The organism is Bradyrhizobium sp. USDA 3311 (assembly GCF_054062495.1).
The window spans coordinates 1919960-1936070 of the sequence record NZ_JBSSFI010000001.1; the positions used below are offsets into that span (position 1 = coordinate 1919960).

A 16111-nucleotide genomic window follows, 5' to 3' on the forward strand; every position below is an offset into this window, starting at 1 on the left:
ACCAAGACGCGTGAACGTAGTGGCCTTTGAAACCTAACATTCGACAGTAACTGGGTAAAGGATTGGGGCGTATCACTTTCGTCTGGGGCTCCGAAGAGGCTCCCGGATTTTCAGGGATCGACCCCTGATCACGGAAATGACCGGGAGCTTGTCGCTCGAAGCGTCGAAACGGGCGCCGCGGCTGGTCTTCGGTCTCGCCTGATCACGAATGTGCGACGCCACGACACCCAGCCCTATCCGATGGACGCGGGCTTGAGAATGTCGTCCAACCCGATCCGGCGGAGAAGTTCCATGCGGACGCTGTCGGCGACGGCGTTGACGGTTGCGGCTCCGTCGTCGTCAGGACCGAAATGAACTCTCAGCGGCCGTTGTCCGAATGGCATGCCGACGACATCGGCTATGGCGGTCGCGACGTCTTGCGGAGTTCGATCCTTCGCCGGAAGCTGCGCAAGTGCCGATTGCGCGATCTCGCTCACGTCGGCCGTCGGACCATCCGCGTATTCCTCGGCCCGCGCCGTGTCGAGCGGTCGGCCGGAGCGAATGTAGTGGCCGGGTCCGAGCGCACTGGGGACCACGATCGTCGTCTCGACGCCCCAGCGCGCGAGCTCGCCCGCATAGCCGAGCGCCAGTGCATCGAGGGCGGCCTTTGACGAAGCATAGGCTCCCAGGAAAGGAACCGAGGCGCCACGTGCGCTGCTCGATGAGACCCAAATCAGCAGGCCCTCGCCCTGCTTGCGCAACTGGGGCAATGCGGCCCGATTGACCCGTTGCGCATTCAGCACGTTGGTGTCGTAGAGCTCGGCAAGCTGGTCCGGCGTAAAGGCCTCCGCCGGTCCGTAGATGACCTGTCGGGCATTGTGCACGATCACGTCGAGGCGGTTGTTCTCGGCGACGATGGTATCGATGGCCGAATTCACGGAGGCTTCCGAGGCGACGTCGAACGCGATGGTTCGGAGTTCCGCGCCGTGCTTGCCGGCGTCCTCGACGCCGTGATCATCGTGGCCCTTCGTTTCCTGCATTGAAACGTAGACCGTGTGGCCGGCTTGCGCCAATGTCTTGCAGGTGCTTCGTCCGATGCTGTTTGCAGCTCCTGTGACGATGATCACTTTGCTCATTCGAACCCCAATCGCACTCCAGCTTCCGCAAAGACGCCAGCGTCGTCGCGACACGTTCATCGTTCGTCGATCGACCGCTGGCCTTGTGCGAAGAGCCTTTGAACTAGGCCCCGGCGCAAAGCGGGTCTTTCGAGCCCGGTGAGTGATTTTCAGATCGCACGAAATATTTCGAGAAAGCCCGAAATCCGGTGAGGACGAGCCCCGCATACTGGGCAAGCACGAACGTGCCTTCGCGAAATTGGCGATCCGGTTTCAGAAGATCGCGGCCGTGGTCGCCAGCTACAACGGAACCCGAGCCGCTCGACAGAACGGGCCGTGGGGCCGGTCTGCGGGGCGGCTTGCGTATTGCAAGGAGAAGCGATGAATCAGTCAGGCAACCTGCCGCGCTCGAGGCTCGGCTCGCTGGTGCTGATTGTGGCCGTCCTCGGGGGCGGTGCTGCCGCGTTTGCCTACACTGCTGGGTGGTTCTCGCCCGGGCGCCTGACGCCGGATCTGATGATCGCGGCGCTCACGCCCCCGAGTGGCCCGCCGCTCGGGCACCGGCGAAATCATGCCAAGGGAATCTGCTTCACCGGCGCCTTCGAGGCGAACGGGAACGGCGTGGAACTCTCGAAAGCCAGGGTCTTCGAGCGAGGCACGTATCCGGCTCTGGGCCGCTTCAATCTTGGCACTGCCGATCCGAACGCCGTGGACGCAACCGCGCGCGTGCGCGGTTTGGGATTGCAGATCGCAACGGCGGATGGCGAAGAGTGGCGGATGGCGATGATCAATCCGCCGTTCTTTGCAGTCTCCACGCCGCAGGCGTTTCACGACCTGTTGATTGCATCCGGCAAGAAGGATCCGGAGGCGATGAAGGCGTTCATCCAGGCAAATCCGGAATTCGCCGCCTTCGCGGCCTGGGCCAAAACGGCGCCCTGGACCGCCAGCTATGCGGAGGAGCCTTACCACGGGCTCAACAGTTTCATCTTCACGGATGCGAAGGGCGCAGAGCATGCGGTGCGATGGTCGCTGCTGCCGACGGCGGAGGTCGTTTCACTGTCACAAGCCGAGCTGGAAAAGCGCGGTCCCGATTTTCTCGAGCAGGAGATAGCGGAACGGGTCCGGATCGCCGGCCCGCAACGCTGGACCATGGTCACGACCGTCGCCGATCCCGGTGATCCGACCGCGGACCCGAGCAAGCCCTGGCCTGAGGGCCGCCGTACGGTGCAGGTCGGAACGCTCATCGTGCAGCGGATCGAACCGGAGCGGGATGGGTCCTGCCGCGACATCAACTTCGATCCGACCGTGCTGCCGCAGGGAATCCGGGTGTCGGACGATCCTTTCCCGGCCGCGCGCTCGTCGGTCTACCGCAAGTCCTACGATTTGCGTGCGGCCGAAGCCCGGGATTATCCTCGAACCGAGACCGCCAGGCCATGAGCAATGCTCCTCATCGTTTCGCCCTGCTTCAGCGGCTCCTGCACTGGTTGATGGCAGTCTGTATTATCGCCATGCTCTTCATCGGCGTCGGCATGGTGTCCACCGTGGCGCCGACATATCTGCCGCTGATCCTGATCCACAAGACGCTCGGCGTCACTCTTCTGGCTCTCGTCGTGATCAGGTTGGCTCTGCGGCGCCACTACAGCGCGCCACCGTTGCCGGCTGATCTTCCGCCGGCGATGAAGCTGGCAGCACGTTTGTCGCACCAGCTCCTGTATGGCTTCATGATCGTGATGCCGTTGCTGGGGCTCGGCATGCTTTGGGCTGCGGCCTATCCAGTCGTTCTGTATGGCGACATTCGAATTCCGGCGTTGCTGCCGCAGAGCGACCGCCTGCACACGCTGTTGTGGAATGCCCATGTCTATCTGGGCTTTGCGTTCTTTGCCCTCGTGCTGCTGCATCTCGCGGCAGGGCTGTTCCACGCGTTGATCCGCCGCGATGGCGTATTCGGAACGATCGCGCTCCTGCCGTTGCGGAACAGGACGACGCCGGCGGAATGAAGCCCTCGTGCGCCGGCGAAGCATGCGGTTAAAGTTTTTCAACCTCCAACAAGGATGACGACAATGAGCAAGGCGGATCTCCAGAGCCCGACGGATCTCGGGGCCAACGCGAACCGGGACATTCCAGCCGCGCTGAGAGCGCTGCTGGCCGATGTCTTCGCGCTGTACCTGAAGACCAAGAACTTCCACTGGCACGTATCCGGCAGGCACTTCCGCGACTATCACCTGCTGCTCGACGAGCAGGCCGAGCAGATCTTTGCCATGACCGACGACATTGCCGAGCGGGCGCGCAAGATCGGCGGCACGACGCTGCGCTCGATCGGCCAGATCGCGCGCGAGCAGCGCATTCTCGATAACGACGCGGATTATGTCGAACCCCAGGACATGCTCGCCGAGCTGCGCAGCGACAACCAGCAGCTGACGAGGGAAATGCGCCGGGTCCACGAGCTTTGCGACGAGTATGGCGACGTCGCCACCGCAAGCCTGCTGGAAAACTGGATCGACGAGACGGAGCGGCGGATCTGGTTCCTGTACGAGACCGGACGAAGCGGCCCGAATTCGTAGGCACAGGATGCCCGGTCGATGACGAGCTTGCCTTGGTGATCGACCTGGTGTCGAAGGCGGCCGATCGCTGCGACGCCGCGGAAGCGAGGGCGACCCTCGCTTCCGCGCAGGGGTGGTTGGAAGTCCATGCGCGACTTTACCATCTCACTGCCGTTGCATCTGCCAAAGATGGCTGCAGACCTGCCTTGAACGCTCGCCGTTTGATCGTGAGCCCACCGAAAAGACCCGCATCGTGCGGATGAAACAATATCGCGGCATCCTCGAAAGATGACCCCGAGCGAAACTCTGTACGCTTGCTCCCATCCATGACCGCTAGGCCGGTCGCACGTACAAGGGTCAAGCCATGACGGACATGTCGAACTCGAAGGCGTCGCTCGGAAGGGCCATTCACGCGATTGCCGGAAAATGGGGCTGGTTCGTTGCACTGGGGGTTGGCGAACTGATCCTCGGCGGCATTGCGTCGGCCAATCTGATGGCGGCGAGCTTGGCCTCCGTGCTCGTCATTGGAGCGACCATGGCAGTCGCCGGGATCTTCCAGATCGTGCATGCCTTCTCCGTGCACGGCCTGCGGGGTTTCCTGTTCTGGCTGTTCGCCGGGATCATCTATGGCGCCGCCGGAGCCGTCATCCTCTACGATCCGCTACTGGCTTCGTTCACACTGTCGCTCGCAATGTGCGCTTTCCTGGTCGTCGCCGGGGTGACGCGGATCTGGGTAGGCTTCCATATGCGGCCGGCCGCAGGCTGGCGCTGGATCGTGGCCGCCGGCGTCGTGACGTTCTGCGTCGGCGTGATGCTGGTTGCAGCCTGGCCGACCATTGGCCTGTGGCTGCTCGGTGCGATGCTGGTCGTCGATCTGATCTTCCAGGGATGGGGCTTCATTGCGTTCGGGCTCGCCCTCAGAAACCGGGCCTCGCGACATTCGGCCGAGCCGGCGACGGTGTGAGCCATGATGACGGGTTCGACATTCACGCGGCACCGGGAGATCGCCTGGCGCGGCGGCCGCACGAGGTCGACGTCGCGATTGGTCGCCGAGGAGAGCGCCATCGCGCTGACCTACAACGGGTCGACCTATGCGGTGATGATGGGGACCCCGGCCGATCTGGAGGATTTCGGTGTCGGCTTCAGCCTCACCGAAGGAATCATCGGCCGCGCAAGCGAGATCAGGAGCATCGAGCTGACCTCGAACGAGCTTGGCGTGGAGGTGCGGATGTGGCTCGATGGTGACCGCGCTGCGTCCCTGGCCTCGCGCCGCCGCGCCATCAGCGGTCCCGTCGGGTGCGGGCTATGCGGCATCGAAAGCCTCGAACAGGCACGTCGTGCGCCGTCGCCGGTCGAGGGCCCCGGCGTTGCCTTTCACGCAGGGGACCTGCTGAGCGCCATGCAGGCGCTGTCTCCTCTCCAGACATTGAACCAACAGACGAGATCCGTTCACGCGGCGGCCTTCTGGCAGCCTCGCGCCGGCATTGCCGTGGTCAGGGAGGATGTCGGCCGGCACAATGCGCTCGACAAGCTCGCCGGTGCAATCGTTCGCGATGGCAACTCGGCTCGTGACGGCGCTGTGCTGCTGACGAGCCGCGTTTCGGTAGAGATGGTGCAGAAGGCGGCGATGATCGGCGCGCCGGTCGTCGTTGCCGTTTCCGCGCCGACCGCGCTCGCCATCCAGACAGCGAACGAGGCGGGAATCACGTTGCTCGCCGTCGCCCGCGATGACGGATACGGCGTATTCACGCATTCGCGCCGCGTTCTGCTGCCTGAAGAGGCCGCGCCGCCCGCCGGCTGCTGACCTCGCGGACCCGCGAACATGGCGATGCAAGCCGCATCAACGGAGGCCTTGGCCGAGACACGCGTCAAGGCCTACGCTCCGGAACGATCGCTGCTGGTTGCCTCTCTCCTGAGCATGTCGGGGGGCTTCCTCGACGCCTTCACGTGGCTGTCGCTGGGCGTCTTCGCGAGTTCGCAGACCGGCAATGTCGTCTTCCTCGGGATCGATGCCCAGTCCGGGCAATGGCTGCGCGCGCTTCACCATCTCCTTCCGATCGTGGCGTTCGTCCTCGGGGCGGTGGTGGCGGCCCGCACCCGGGCGGCGCTGCGCTGTCTCGTCGGAGAAATCGTCTGCCTTGCCACGGCGATGCTGCTGCTTCATCGCGTTCCCGATCAGATCGTGATTCTTGTCATCTCCTTCGGCGTCGCGTTGCAGTCGGCGAGTTTCAGGCAGGTTGGACGCTGGAAGTATCTCTCGGTCACTGCCAGTGGAAACATGCTCCGCGCCATCGATCAGTTCGTTGCCGCGTCCGATCGCGATGCGGTACGCGGCGGCGGAGCGATGGTTGCGATCTGCCTGATGTTCCTGCTGGGAGCCGCCGTCGGTGGCTGCGTGACGAAGTGGCTGGGAACCTGGAGCCTCGCTCTGCCGATCGCATTGTCGGTGTGCGTTCTCTGGCTCTGCCGGCATCGAAGCCACCAGCATTGAAGCAGTGCCATTGTCTGAGTGTTCCGCACTCGCGACGCGCGTTCGCTCGCTGCAAGCCGAGGCGCCCACCATGCCATTCGGAAAAAGGGCGTTCGTTCGCGGAAGCGTGTGCGCTGTGCCGTCCGTACACTTTAGGTCGGCGCCGCAAGAGTGCTCCCGACATCAACTGCCACGAGAGGCAAAGGATGAACGACCTCCGCAAAGAGACAGACAGCCTGGGTGAAGTGAACGTTCCCGCGGACAAGCTCTGGGGCGCGCAGACGCAGCGCTCGCTCGAGCATTTCAGCATCGGCCGGGACCTGATGCCGCGCGAGATGATCCAGTCCTACGCGATCCTGAAGAAAGCGGCCGCGAATGCGAATTACGCCGGCGGCCGTCTCGACGGCAAGATTCACAAACTGATCGTCCACACCTGCGACGAGATTCTCGCCGGCCAGCATCACGACATGTTTCCCCTTCACGTCTGGATGACGGGTAGCGGAACGCAGTTCAACATGAACGTGAACGAGGTGATCTCGAACCGATGCTGCCAGCTTGCTGGCACGGCGCTCGGCAGCAAGCTGCCGGTTCATCCAAACGATCACGTCAACATGTCGCAGTCGTCGAACGACAGCTTCCCGTCGGCCATGTACATCGCGGCCGCGATGAACGTGGCGCAACGGCTGGTTCCTGCGGTCGAAGCTCTGCACGATGCGATCGCGGCGAAATCGAACCAGTGGGACGACATCGTCAAGATCGGCCGAACCCACATGCAGGATGCCACACCCCTGACGCTCGGGCAGGAGTGGTCCGGTTATGCCGCGATGCTCGCCGACGGTCTGGCGCGCATCGACGACGCGCTCAAGGGCGTCTTCCGCCTCGCGCTGGGCGGCACCGCCGTGGGCACCGGGATTAACGGGCGCCGGGCTTTGCAGAAGCCGTCGCAGCCGAGATCGCGCGGTTGACGGGCCTGCCCTTCGTCAGTGCGCCGAACAAGTTCGCCGTGCAGGGCGCACACGACGCGCTGGTGCAGCTCTCCGGCACACTGCGCACGCTCGCCGGCTCGCTCTACAAGATCGCAAACGACATCCGCCTTTTGTCCTGCGGTCCGCGCGCGGGTTTTGCCGAGTTGCGGATTCCCGAGAACGAGCCGGGCTCGTCGATCATGCCGGGCAAGGTCAATCCGACGCAGGTTGAGGCGCTGACGATGATCGCCGTGCAGGTGATGGCGAACGACGTCGCCGTCGGGTTCGGTGGCGCCGGCGGCTACCTGGAGATGAACGTCTACAAGCCGCTGATCATCCACAACATCGCGCAATCCGTCACCATCCTCACCGACGGCTGCACGAATTTCCGCACCTTTCTGGTCGAGGGTACCGAGCCGAACCGCAAGAAAATCAAGGAGTATGTCGAGCGGTCGCTGATGCTCGTGACCGCCCTGGCGCCGGTGATCGGCTACGACAAGGCATCGCGGATCGCGCATTACGCGATGGACAACGATCTCACGCTGAAGTCGGCGGCGCTGAAGCTCGGCTTCGTGACCGAGCCGGAGTTCGACCGCATCGTGGATCCCGCCAAGATGGTCAAGCCCTACGTTGCCGAGATCAAGGTGCCGCTCGCAATCGGTGCGAAAACCGGTTGAAGGGAGCAAGGGCCATGATGCGGCCCGCACCACACCGCGCGGGCAACGCAGCAACCATGCAAGGAGAGACACGATGATCCGCTGTGTGCGTCTATGGACCGGAGAGGATAACAACTCGCATTTCGAGGAAGGTTTCCTCGAGCTGGAGCCGGGCCAGCGTGGCGATTTTCTGACCGGCAAGATCGATGCCGTCAGCGTCTCCTTCCAGGAGACGGAATCAGGCGGGGCTTTTGCCTGGCACACCGCGCCGATCCGGCAGCTCGTGATCACGCTGAGCGGAACGCTCGATTTCCAGACGCGTGACGGCCACCACTTCCTGATTCACCCCGGCAACGTCCTGCTTGCCGAAGACACCGCCGGCTCGGGGCACAGCTGGAAATTGACCGACGATTCGTCCTGGCGCCGTGCCTACGTGATCCTGCGGCCGGGAGCAGATGTGCCGTTCCGCGCCAAGACGCGGCAATCGGTGCAGGCCTGATCGAGCTATCCGGAACAGCAACACCCAACGAAGGAAAAAACCATGCCAGCAGCTTCCGACCGCGAAACTGACGTCGTTCTCATTGGCGCAGGCATCATGAGCGCCACCCTCGGCGCGTTCCTCAAGGAGCTCGAGCCCTCCCTGACGATTCAGATGCTCGAGACTCTCGATGATTGCGCGCAGGAGAGCTCGGACTCCTGGAACAACGCCGGTACCGGCCACGCGGCGAACTGCGAGATGAACTACACGCCGCAGCGGCCCGACGGCAGCATCGACATCTCCAAGGCGCTCCAGGTCAACGTCGAGTTCGATCTGTCCCGGCAATTCTGGTCTTATCTCATCGGGCGGGGCGCGATCGCCGACCCCCGGTCCTTCATCCATCCGGTGCCGCATATGAGCTTCGTGCACGGCACGGAGAACGTCGAATTTCTCCGGAAGCGGTTCAAGGCGATGTCGGCCCATCATTGCTATGAGGGCATGGAGCATACCGAGGATCCCAGGAAGATTGCCGAATGGGCGCCGCTGGTGATGGACGGACGGAGCGGCGACGAGCCGGTCGCCGCAACGCGGATCATCACCGGCACCGACGTCGATTACGGCGCGTTGACGCATCTGCTGGTTGGTCATCTCGTCAGCCAGCCGGGTTGCGCGGTCCACTACAACAGCTGCGTCACCGGTCTCGTCCGCGAGCAGGGCGGCCGCTGGCGGATCGAGGTGCGGGACACCGCGAGCGGCGAAACGCGGTCGGTCCGCGCAAAATTCGTCTTCATCGGTGCCGGCGGCGGTGCGCTGCCGCTGCTGGAGAAATCCGGCCTTCCGGAAGCACGCGGTTATGGCGGTTTTCCGGTCAGCGGGATCTGGCTGCGCTGCGACGATCCGGAGATCAACAAGCGTCATCATGCCAAGGTCTACGGCAAGGCCGCGGTCGGCTCCCCGCCGATGTCCGTGCCGCATCTCGATACGCGCGTGATCGGCGGCAAGCACTCGTTGCTGTTCGGCCCTTATGCGGGCTTCTCGAGCAAGTTCCTCAAGCACGGCTCGCTGCTGGATCTGTTCGAGTCCATTCGTCCTGCCAACGTCAAGCCGCTGCTCTCGGTGGCGCGCGACAATTTCGATCTCACCGAATATCTGGTCGGGCAGGTGCTGCAATCCGAGAGCCACCGGCTTGCGGCGCTCGACGAATATTTCCCGAAGGCCGACGCGAAGGACTGGAGGCTGCAGGTCGCAGGCCAGCGCGTCCAGATCATCAAGCCCGATGTCAAGCGCGGCGGTCTGCTCGAATTCGGGACCGAGCTCGTCGGCGCGGACGATCATTCGCTGGTCGCGCTTCTCGGCGCCTCGCCGGGCGCCTCCACTGCGGCGTTCATCGCCATCAGCGTGCTCGAAAAGTGCTTTGCCGGAGAGCTGACGGCGAGCGCCTGGCTGCCGAAGCTGAAGCAGATCGTCCCGTCCTATGGTGTGTCGTTAATCGACGACGCGGATTTCTGTCGTCAGATTCGAGCGACGACGGCGGAGGTCCTCAAGGTCGACAACATTCCGCAGCCGGCCGCACGCGCGCCGGCGGCCGCGAAGCGGGCGTGAACGAACGGGAGAATGTCCGATGGATCCGACGGCACTCCTCCTGTCGCGGCTGCAATTTGCCTTCACGATCTCATTCCACATCATCTTTCCGGCGTTCACGATCGGGCTTGCCGCCTGGCTCACCGTGCTCGAGGCAATGCACCAGTACAGCGGCAAGCCCGTCTACCGGACACTGTTCGAGTTCTGGCTCAAGATCTTCGGCGTCGCCTTCGGCATGGGCGTCGTCTCGGGCGTGGTGATGGCGTTCCAGTTCGGAACGAACTGGAGCGTGCTGTCGAAGATGTCGGGGCCGATCCAGGGCCCGCTGCTCTCCTACGAGACATTCACCGCCTTCATGCTGGAGGCAGGCTTCTTCGGCATCCTCATCTTCGGCCGGCCCCGGGTGCCGCCGTGGTTCTACCTGTTCTCGACGACGATGGTCGCGCTCGGAACCACGCTTTCGGCGTTCTGGATCATGGTCAACAACAGCTGGATGCAGGTGCCGACCGGCTACGTCCTGCAGAACGGCCAGTTCGTACCGAACGATTGGGCGCAGATCATCTTCAATCGCGTGGTCTGGGTCCGGTTTCCGCACATGCTGCTCGCGTCCTATCTGACCGGCGCGTTCTGCGTGGCTGCAACCGGCGCATGGTATCTGCTGCGGCGGACCTATCGCGCCGAGGCCCATGTGATGCTGCGGATGGGCCTTGCGCTTGCGGCGGTGCTGCTCCCGGTCCAGCTCTTCATCGGGCATCTCGTCGGCGACTATGTCCACGACTACCAGCCGGCCAAATTCGCCGCGATCGAGGCGCGCTGGCATGACGAGCAGCCGGCCTCGGAGGTGCTGATCGCAATTCCCGATTCGAGCACCGAGTCCAACAAGTATGCGATATCGATTCCCGTGCTCGGGAGCATCATCGGCAGCATGAGCCTGACGTCGAAAGAGGTCGGCCTCACCAGCTTCGCGCCGCAGGACCGGCCGCCGGTGGCGATCCCGTTCTTCGCCTTCCGCGTCATGGTCGGCTGCGGCTTCGTGATGCTGGGGCTCGCGTGGTTCGGGACCTGGCTCGGCCTCAAGCATCGGCTCGATCGGAGCCGCCTGCTGCTGTGGGGCATCTTCCTCAGCTTCCCGCTGCCGTGGATCGCGATTCTCACCGGCTGGTACACCGCGGAGGTCGGCCGCCAGCCGTGGACGGTCTACGGCGTATTGCGGACCGCCGATGCCGTGACGCCGTCTCTGACTGCGGCCGCCGCGACGGCTTCGCTGATCCTGTTCGTTGCTGTCTATGCCTTCATCTTCTCGTTCGGGACTTACTACATCTATCGGCTGCTGCGCGCCGGCCCGGCGGGACTGGGCGGCAAGCCCCTGCACGTTCCCGTCCCCAATCGGCCGATGTCGCTCGCCGACCAGGTGCCGGCCTCGCACAGCTACCTCGAAGCGGGAGAATAGACATGGTGATGTTCTGGGTTGCGCTGCTCGCCATCAGCATCCTGATCTATCCTCTGCTGGACGGGTTCGATCTCGGCGTCGGCATGCTGTTTGGCCTCGCCGATGGCGAGGCGAGGCGTGACGAGATGCTGCGCACGATCGCTCCGGTCTGGGATGGCAACGAGACCTGGCTGGTCGTCACCGGCGTGATCATGTGGGGGGCGTTCCCCGTGGTCTATGCCATGCTGATGCCCGCCTTCTACATCCCGGTCGTGGTCATGCTGCTGGGATTGATCCTGCGCGGCGTTGCGTTCGAATTTCGCGGCAAGGCCTCGCGCTCGCGCCGGGTCTGGGACGTCAGCTTCACCGTGGGATCGTTTGCCGCAAGCTTCATGCAGGGCGCGATGGTCGGGGCGCTCGTCGAGGGACTGCAGTTTTCGAACGGCGAATATGTCGGCGGAACCTTCGGCTGGCTGACCGGCTTTTCGGTCTTGTGCGGGATCGGCCTGTGCTTCGGCTACGCGCTGCTCGGTGCCTGCTGGCTGGTGGGGAAGTGCGAGGGCCCGATCCGCGACGCCACGCGGCGTCAGATTCCCTTGCTCGCGGTCGCCGTGCTGGCCTTTCTCGTCGTCGTCTTCACGCACGCGCTTGTCGAACATCTGCCAATCCTGCGCCGATGGATCGAGCGGCCCTATCTGTTCGTGTTTCCCCTCATCGGCGCGGGCGCCGCCGCAGTGCTTGCGACGAGTATCCTGCGCCACGACGATTATTGGCCGTTCCACATGGTGGCGCTGATCTTCGCATCGGCCTTCGGCACGCTTGCCCTGTCTTTCTGGCCCTATATGATCCCGTTCGTCATCACGATCGAGGAGGCGGCGGCGCCTCATGCGAGCCTCGCCTTCATGTTCTGGGGCGCCGGCCTGTTCGTGTTCCCGCTGATGCTGCTCTATGTCGCGGTGGGTTATCGCGTCTTTCGCGGCAAGACGGCTGCGACGGCGGACCACTACTGACGGCTACAGGCCCGAACCGCGAATAAAAGAAAGGCGCCGGTTTCGGCGCCTTTCTCGTTCAGGACCGTCTAAGGCCTTGCTTCAGGACTTGGGCATGACACCCGGGCCGTTGTCCGGCCATTGCGCGATCAGCTTCTCGTCGATGTTGAAATGCTGGGCCACCAGCTTGGGCGGCGTGTGCGTCAGCCAGTTGGAGAGCGACACCTCCTCGTAGCGCGGCGCGCGGAACACGCCGACGAACTGCAGCTCGGTGTCGCCGACGTTCTCGACATAATGGCCGAGATTGCGCCGGACATAGCCGATGTCGCCGGCCGAGAAATCCGTCGTCAGCGCGTTGGGGCCGGTGTCGAACACCGTCATCCGCGCCTTGCCCTTGATGTAGTACTGCCACTCGTCGGCATTCGGATGCCAGTGCATCTCCCGGACCGCGCCCGGCGGCATCGTCACCAGCGCCGCGGCGACGGTGGTGGCGACCTTGAAGTTGCTGCTGTCGGCGACGCGGATGCTGCCGGCGGCGCTCTCCTTGACGGGAGGCGAGCTGCCGAGCGAATGGATGAAGGGATAGGGCGGCGCTTCGGCGTGCCTGGAGACCGCCGCGCGATCGTCGGCGAGATCGCCGGGCACCGTACCCTGGAAGATCCAGCGATTGTGCAGCGGGATCTTCGCGAAGGCGTCGGCCGGCACGCCGAAATTCTTCGCCAGCACCTCGGGCGGCGTATGGGCCAGCCAGTCCGTCACCAGCAGCGTGTTGAATTCGTTGGCGTGGCCGTCGTCGAAGCAGATCACGAACTCACAGCCGTCGGGGCCCAAGCCCTGCAGCGAATGCGGCGCGCCCGGCGGGAAATACCAGAGGTCGCCGGCCTTGAGATCGCCGACATAGGGGCGCCCCTGCGTGTCGAGCACGGTGATGCGGCAGGAGCCGTAGGTCATGATCGCCCATTCGGCCGCTTGATGCCAATGCAGCTCGCGGATACCGCCGGCGGACAGGCGCATGTTGACGCCGGAGATTTCCTTCGAGATGGCGAAGTCCTCGACGGTGACCTGACGAGCCCAGCCACCGTTTTGGATGCGTCGCGGCGCGTTGTTGAACGAGGCCCAATCCATCGGCAGGCCGCCGACGTCCGTCGCTGGCGGCGTTTGTGCGGAAGGGAATTGCTTGGCCAGTTCGGGATTTTGCGGACCGGGATCGCTCAGGCTCCCGGGGCTCTTGGCGTTGACGGCGCCTTGCGGCGGCTCGTCCGGATTGCCGAAGGTTGCCGCCTGCGCACTGGAACCGACCATGGCGGCGCCTGCCGCGGACATGGCCAGCAAATCACGTCGTGAAAACATGGGGGGCCTCTCCTAAAAATCATCGAAAGCCCTCTGTCGCGCGGGGGCTCAAGATGCCCAGCCTAGTTCCTTGCTGCGGGCACAGCTTCCGCGAACGGCTTTCCTTTTTCCGGAATGCACTGGCTGCTTCAGCCGCCCGGCCGGGTTCGAACGTGTGCAATTGAGAAATTCGGCGTCGTTTTGAAAAGACGGCTCTGCCCGCGCGATCCTTAACTGGTTCGGAGAATTGCCATACCGAGAGATATCGAGATGACCACGAAATCGGTTCGTCCCTATCGTGAACCCGCCGGCGGCTGGGGCGCACTCAAGGCGCTTAGCGAAGCACTCCTGGTGCAGCGGGTGCCGCTGAAGGGCGCGGCGACGCTGAGCCGGATGAACCAGCCTGAGGGTTTTGATTGTCCCGGCTGTGCGTGGCCCGATCCGAAGCACACCTCGTCCTTCGAATTCTGCGAGAACGGCGGCAAGGCGGTCGCTTGGGAGGCAACGTCGAAGCGCTGCACGCCCGAATTCTTCGCCGAGCACACGGTCACCGAGCTTACGAGCTGGAACGATTACGATCTCGAAATGGTCGGGCGGCTCACCCATCCGATGGCCTATGATGCCGCATCCGACCGCTATCTCCCGGTCGAGTGGAGCGATGCATTCGACATGATCGGTCGCGAGCTTCGGGCCTTGCCGGATCCGAACATGGCGGAGTTCTACACGTCCGGGCGGACCTCGAACGAGGCCGCCTTCCTCTATCAGCTCTTCGTGCGCGAGTACGGCACCAACAATTTTCCCGACTGCTCGAACATGTGCCACGAGGCGACCAGCGTCGGCCTGCCTTACTCGCTCGGCGTCGGCAAGGGCACCGTGCTGCTGGAGGATTTCGACAAGGCCGATTGCATCTTCATCTTCGGTCAGAATCCCGGCACCAACAGCCCGCGGATGATGACCAGCCTGCGCAATGCGGCACGCCGCGGCGCCTCCATCATCTCCTTCAATCCGTTCCGCGAGCGAGCGCTGGAGCGTTTCCAGGCGCCGCAGAGCCCGATCGAGATGATGACACTGTCGTCGACGGCGATCAGCTCAAAACTCTTCCAGGTACGGGTCGGCGGCGACGTCGCCGTCCTCAAGGGAATCATGAAGATCCTTGTGGAGGCCGACGAAGCAGCCCGCGCCGCCGAGCGGCCGGAGATCCTGGACTGGGATTTCATCCGCGGTCACACCGTCGGCGTCGAGGCGTTGATCGACGATCTCAAGCGCACGCAATGGCCGGACATCGAACGTCAGTCCGGCCTGACGCGCGAGGACATGGAATATGCCGCCGGCGCTTATATGAAGGCCGAGCGTGCCATCCTCGTGTACGGCATGGGCATCACCCAGCACTGGCGCGGCGCGAATAACGTGCAGCAGATCGCCAATCTCGCGCTGTTGCGCGGCAATGTGGGGCGCGAAGGCGCCGGCGTCTGCCCGGTTCGCGGTCATTCCAACGTGCAGGGCGATCGGACCGTGGGGATCACGGAATTCCCCAAGGCGGACTTCCTCGGGCGGCTGGAGCAGCGCTTCGGCTTCAAGCCTCCGACCGCGCCGGGACACAACGTGGTAACCGCGCTGGAAGCCATGATCCGCGGCGAGGTGAAGGCCTTCTTCGCAATGGGTGGCAATTTTGCCGCGGCCATACCGGACTGGCAGGCGACGCAGGCTGCGTTGCGCAATCTCGATCTGACCGCCTACGTCGCCACCAAGCTCAACCGCAGCCATCTCGTTCATGGTCGTGCAGCCTTGATCCTGCCATGTCTCGGCCGTACCGAGATCGACGTCCAGGCGTCGGGGCCGCAGTCGATCACGGTGGAAGACTCGATGTCGATGGTGCATGCGTCCGGCGGCCGCAACAAGCCGGCATCGGAGCATCTCCTCAGCGAGGTCGCGATCATCGCCGGCGTTGCCAGGGCGACGCTGGGCGAGCGCACGGTGGTCGACTGGGATGGCTTCGTTGCCGACTACGATCGCATCCGGGATGCGATCGAGGCGGTGTTCCCGATCTTCCAAGGCTACAATGCCCGCATCCGCGTCCCCGGCGGCTTCCATCTCACCTCGACGGCGCGCGAACGCATCTGGGCGACGCCGTCGGGCAAGGCGAACTTCCTGGTCTTCGCGGGTTGCGGCGAGGACCCGCCGCAGGGCGATCCCGATTTCCTGTGGCTCACCACCATACGCAGCCACGATCAGTACAACACGACCCTCTACTCGATGTCGGACCGCTATCGCGGCGTGTTCGGTCAGCGCGACGTGGTGTTCCTCAATGAATACGAGCTGAAGAGGCGGGGACTTGTCGACGGCGATCGCGTCGACCTGATAACCGCCTCGACCGATGGCGCCGAGCGGATCGTGCGCAACTTCCGCGTCGTGGCCTATTCCTTTCCGACGGGCTGCTGTGCTGCGTACTATCCGGAGACCAATCCGCTGGTGCCGCTCTACGCCCGCGATCCGCTCAGCTTCACGCCGTCATACAAGGGCGTCCCGATCCGCCTGGTGCGTTCGGCCGCTACCGGGGAATAGCGGCCACGCCGGAAACGT

At 64.0% G+C, this 16111-nt stretch carries 13 protein-coding genes and 1 pseudogene; 12 read left to right on the forward strand and 2 right to left on the reverse strand.

What is annotated here, in order from left to right; all coding sequences use genetic code 11:
- Positions 1-233: 233 nt before the first annotated feature.
- Positions 234-1115: an SDR family NAD(P)-dependent oxidoreductase gene (locus ACVWW6_RS09030; RefSeq protein ID WP_456680559.1), complete on the reverse strand. Its 882-nt coding sequence runs from the start codon at positions 1113-1115 to the stop codon at positions 234-236.
- 360 nt (positions 1116-1475) lie between these two features.
- On the opposite strand from ACVWW6_RS09030, the gene ACVWW6_RS09035 reads away from it, so the two are divergent.
- The 11 genes and pseudogenes from ACVWW6_RS09035 (at position 1476) to cydB (ending at position 12223) form a co-directional block, all read left to right on the forward strand.
- Positions 1476-2531: a catalase family peroxidase gene (locus ACVWW6_RS09035; RefSeq protein WP_456683140.1), complete on the forward strand. Its 1056-nt coding sequence runs from the start codon at positions 1476-1478 to the stop codon at positions 2529-2531.
- Entirely contained in the window at positions 2528-3091 is a 564-nt protein-coding gene (locus tag ACVWW6_RS09040) for a cytochrome b (protein WP_011083123.1), read from the forward strand. Before ACVWW6_RS09035 ends, ACVWW6_RS09040 begins: the two co-directional genes overlap by 4 nt.
- A 63-nt stretch (positions 3092-3154) precedes the next feature.
- Entirely contained in the window at positions 3155-3655 is a 501-nt protein-coding gene (locus ACVWW6_RS09045) for a Dps family protein (RefSeq protein WP_028175294.1), read from the forward strand.
- Positions 3656-3998: 343 nt separating this feature from the next.
- Entirely contained in the window at positions 3999-4598 is a 600-nt protein-coding gene (locus ACVWW6_RS09050; RefSeq protein WP_456680560.1) for an HdeD family acid-resistance protein, read from the forward strand.
- Positions 4599-4601: 3 nt separating this feature from the next.
- Positions 4602-5438 (forward strand): formate dehydrogenase accessory sulfurtransferase FdhD, encoded by an 837-nt coding sequence (gene fdhD, locus ACVWW6_RS09055; RefSeq protein ID WP_456680561.1) that lies wholly within the window; start codon positions 4602-4604, stop codon positions 5436-5438.
- A gap of 18 nt (positions 5439-5456) precedes the next feature.
- Positions 5457-6125: a YoaK family protein gene (locus tag ACVWW6_RS09060; RefSeq protein WP_456680562.1), complete on the forward strand. Its 669-nt coding sequence runs from the start codon at positions 5457-5459 to the stop codon at positions 6123-6125.
- Positions 6126-6310: 185 nt separating this feature from the next.
- Positions 6311-7746 (forward strand): annotated as a pseudogene (gene fumC, locus ACVWW6_RS09065) (class II fumarate hydratase).
- A 73-nt stretch (positions 7747-7819) separates the two neighbouring features.
- The gene (locus ACVWW6_RS09070; RefSeq protein WP_456680563.1) at positions 7820-8224 is read left to right on the forward strand and encodes a hypothetical protein; all 405 of its coding nucleotides are present in this window, start codon (positions 7820-7822) and stop codon (positions 8222-8224) included.
- Positions 8225-8266: 42 nt separating this feature from the next.
- Positions 8267-9805 (forward strand): malate dehydrogenase (quinone), encoded by a 1539-nt coding sequence (gene mqo, locus ACVWW6_RS09075; protein ID WP_456680564.1) that lies wholly within the window; start codon positions 8267-8269, stop codon positions 9803-9805.
- 19 nt (positions 9806-9824) lie between these two features.
- Positions 9825-11234: a cytochrome ubiquinol oxidase subunit I gene (locus tag ACVWW6_RS09080; protein ID WP_456680565.1), complete on the forward strand. Its 1410-nt coding sequence runs from the start codon at positions 9825-9827 to the stop codon at positions 11232-11234.
- Positions 11235-11236: 2 nt separating this feature from the next.
- Positions 11237-12223, forward strand: a complete 987-nt coding sequence (gene cydB, locus ACVWW6_RS09085) for a cytochrome d ubiquinol oxidase subunit II (protein WP_456680566.1) — start codon at positions 11237-11239, stop codon at positions 12221-12223.
- Between the two features lie 81 nt (positions 12224-12304).
- Here the strand turns inward: cydB and ACVWW6_RS09090 are convergent, their stop codons facing one another.
- Entirely contained in the window at positions 12305-13552 is a 1248-nt protein-coding gene (locus ACVWW6_RS09090; protein WP_011083113.1) for an oxalate decarboxylase family bicupin, read from the reverse strand.
- Between the two features lie 249 nt (positions 13553-13801).
- Between ACVWW6_RS09090 and ACVWW6_RS09095 the strand changes: the two genes are divergently transcribed.
- The gene (locus ACVWW6_RS09095; RefSeq protein ID WP_456680567.1) at positions 13802-16093 is read left to right on the forward strand and encodes an FdhF/YdeP family oxidoreductase; all 2292 of its coding nucleotides are present in this window, start codon (positions 13802-13804) and stop codon (positions 16091-16093) included.
- Positions 16094-16111 lie beyond the last annotated feature (18 nt).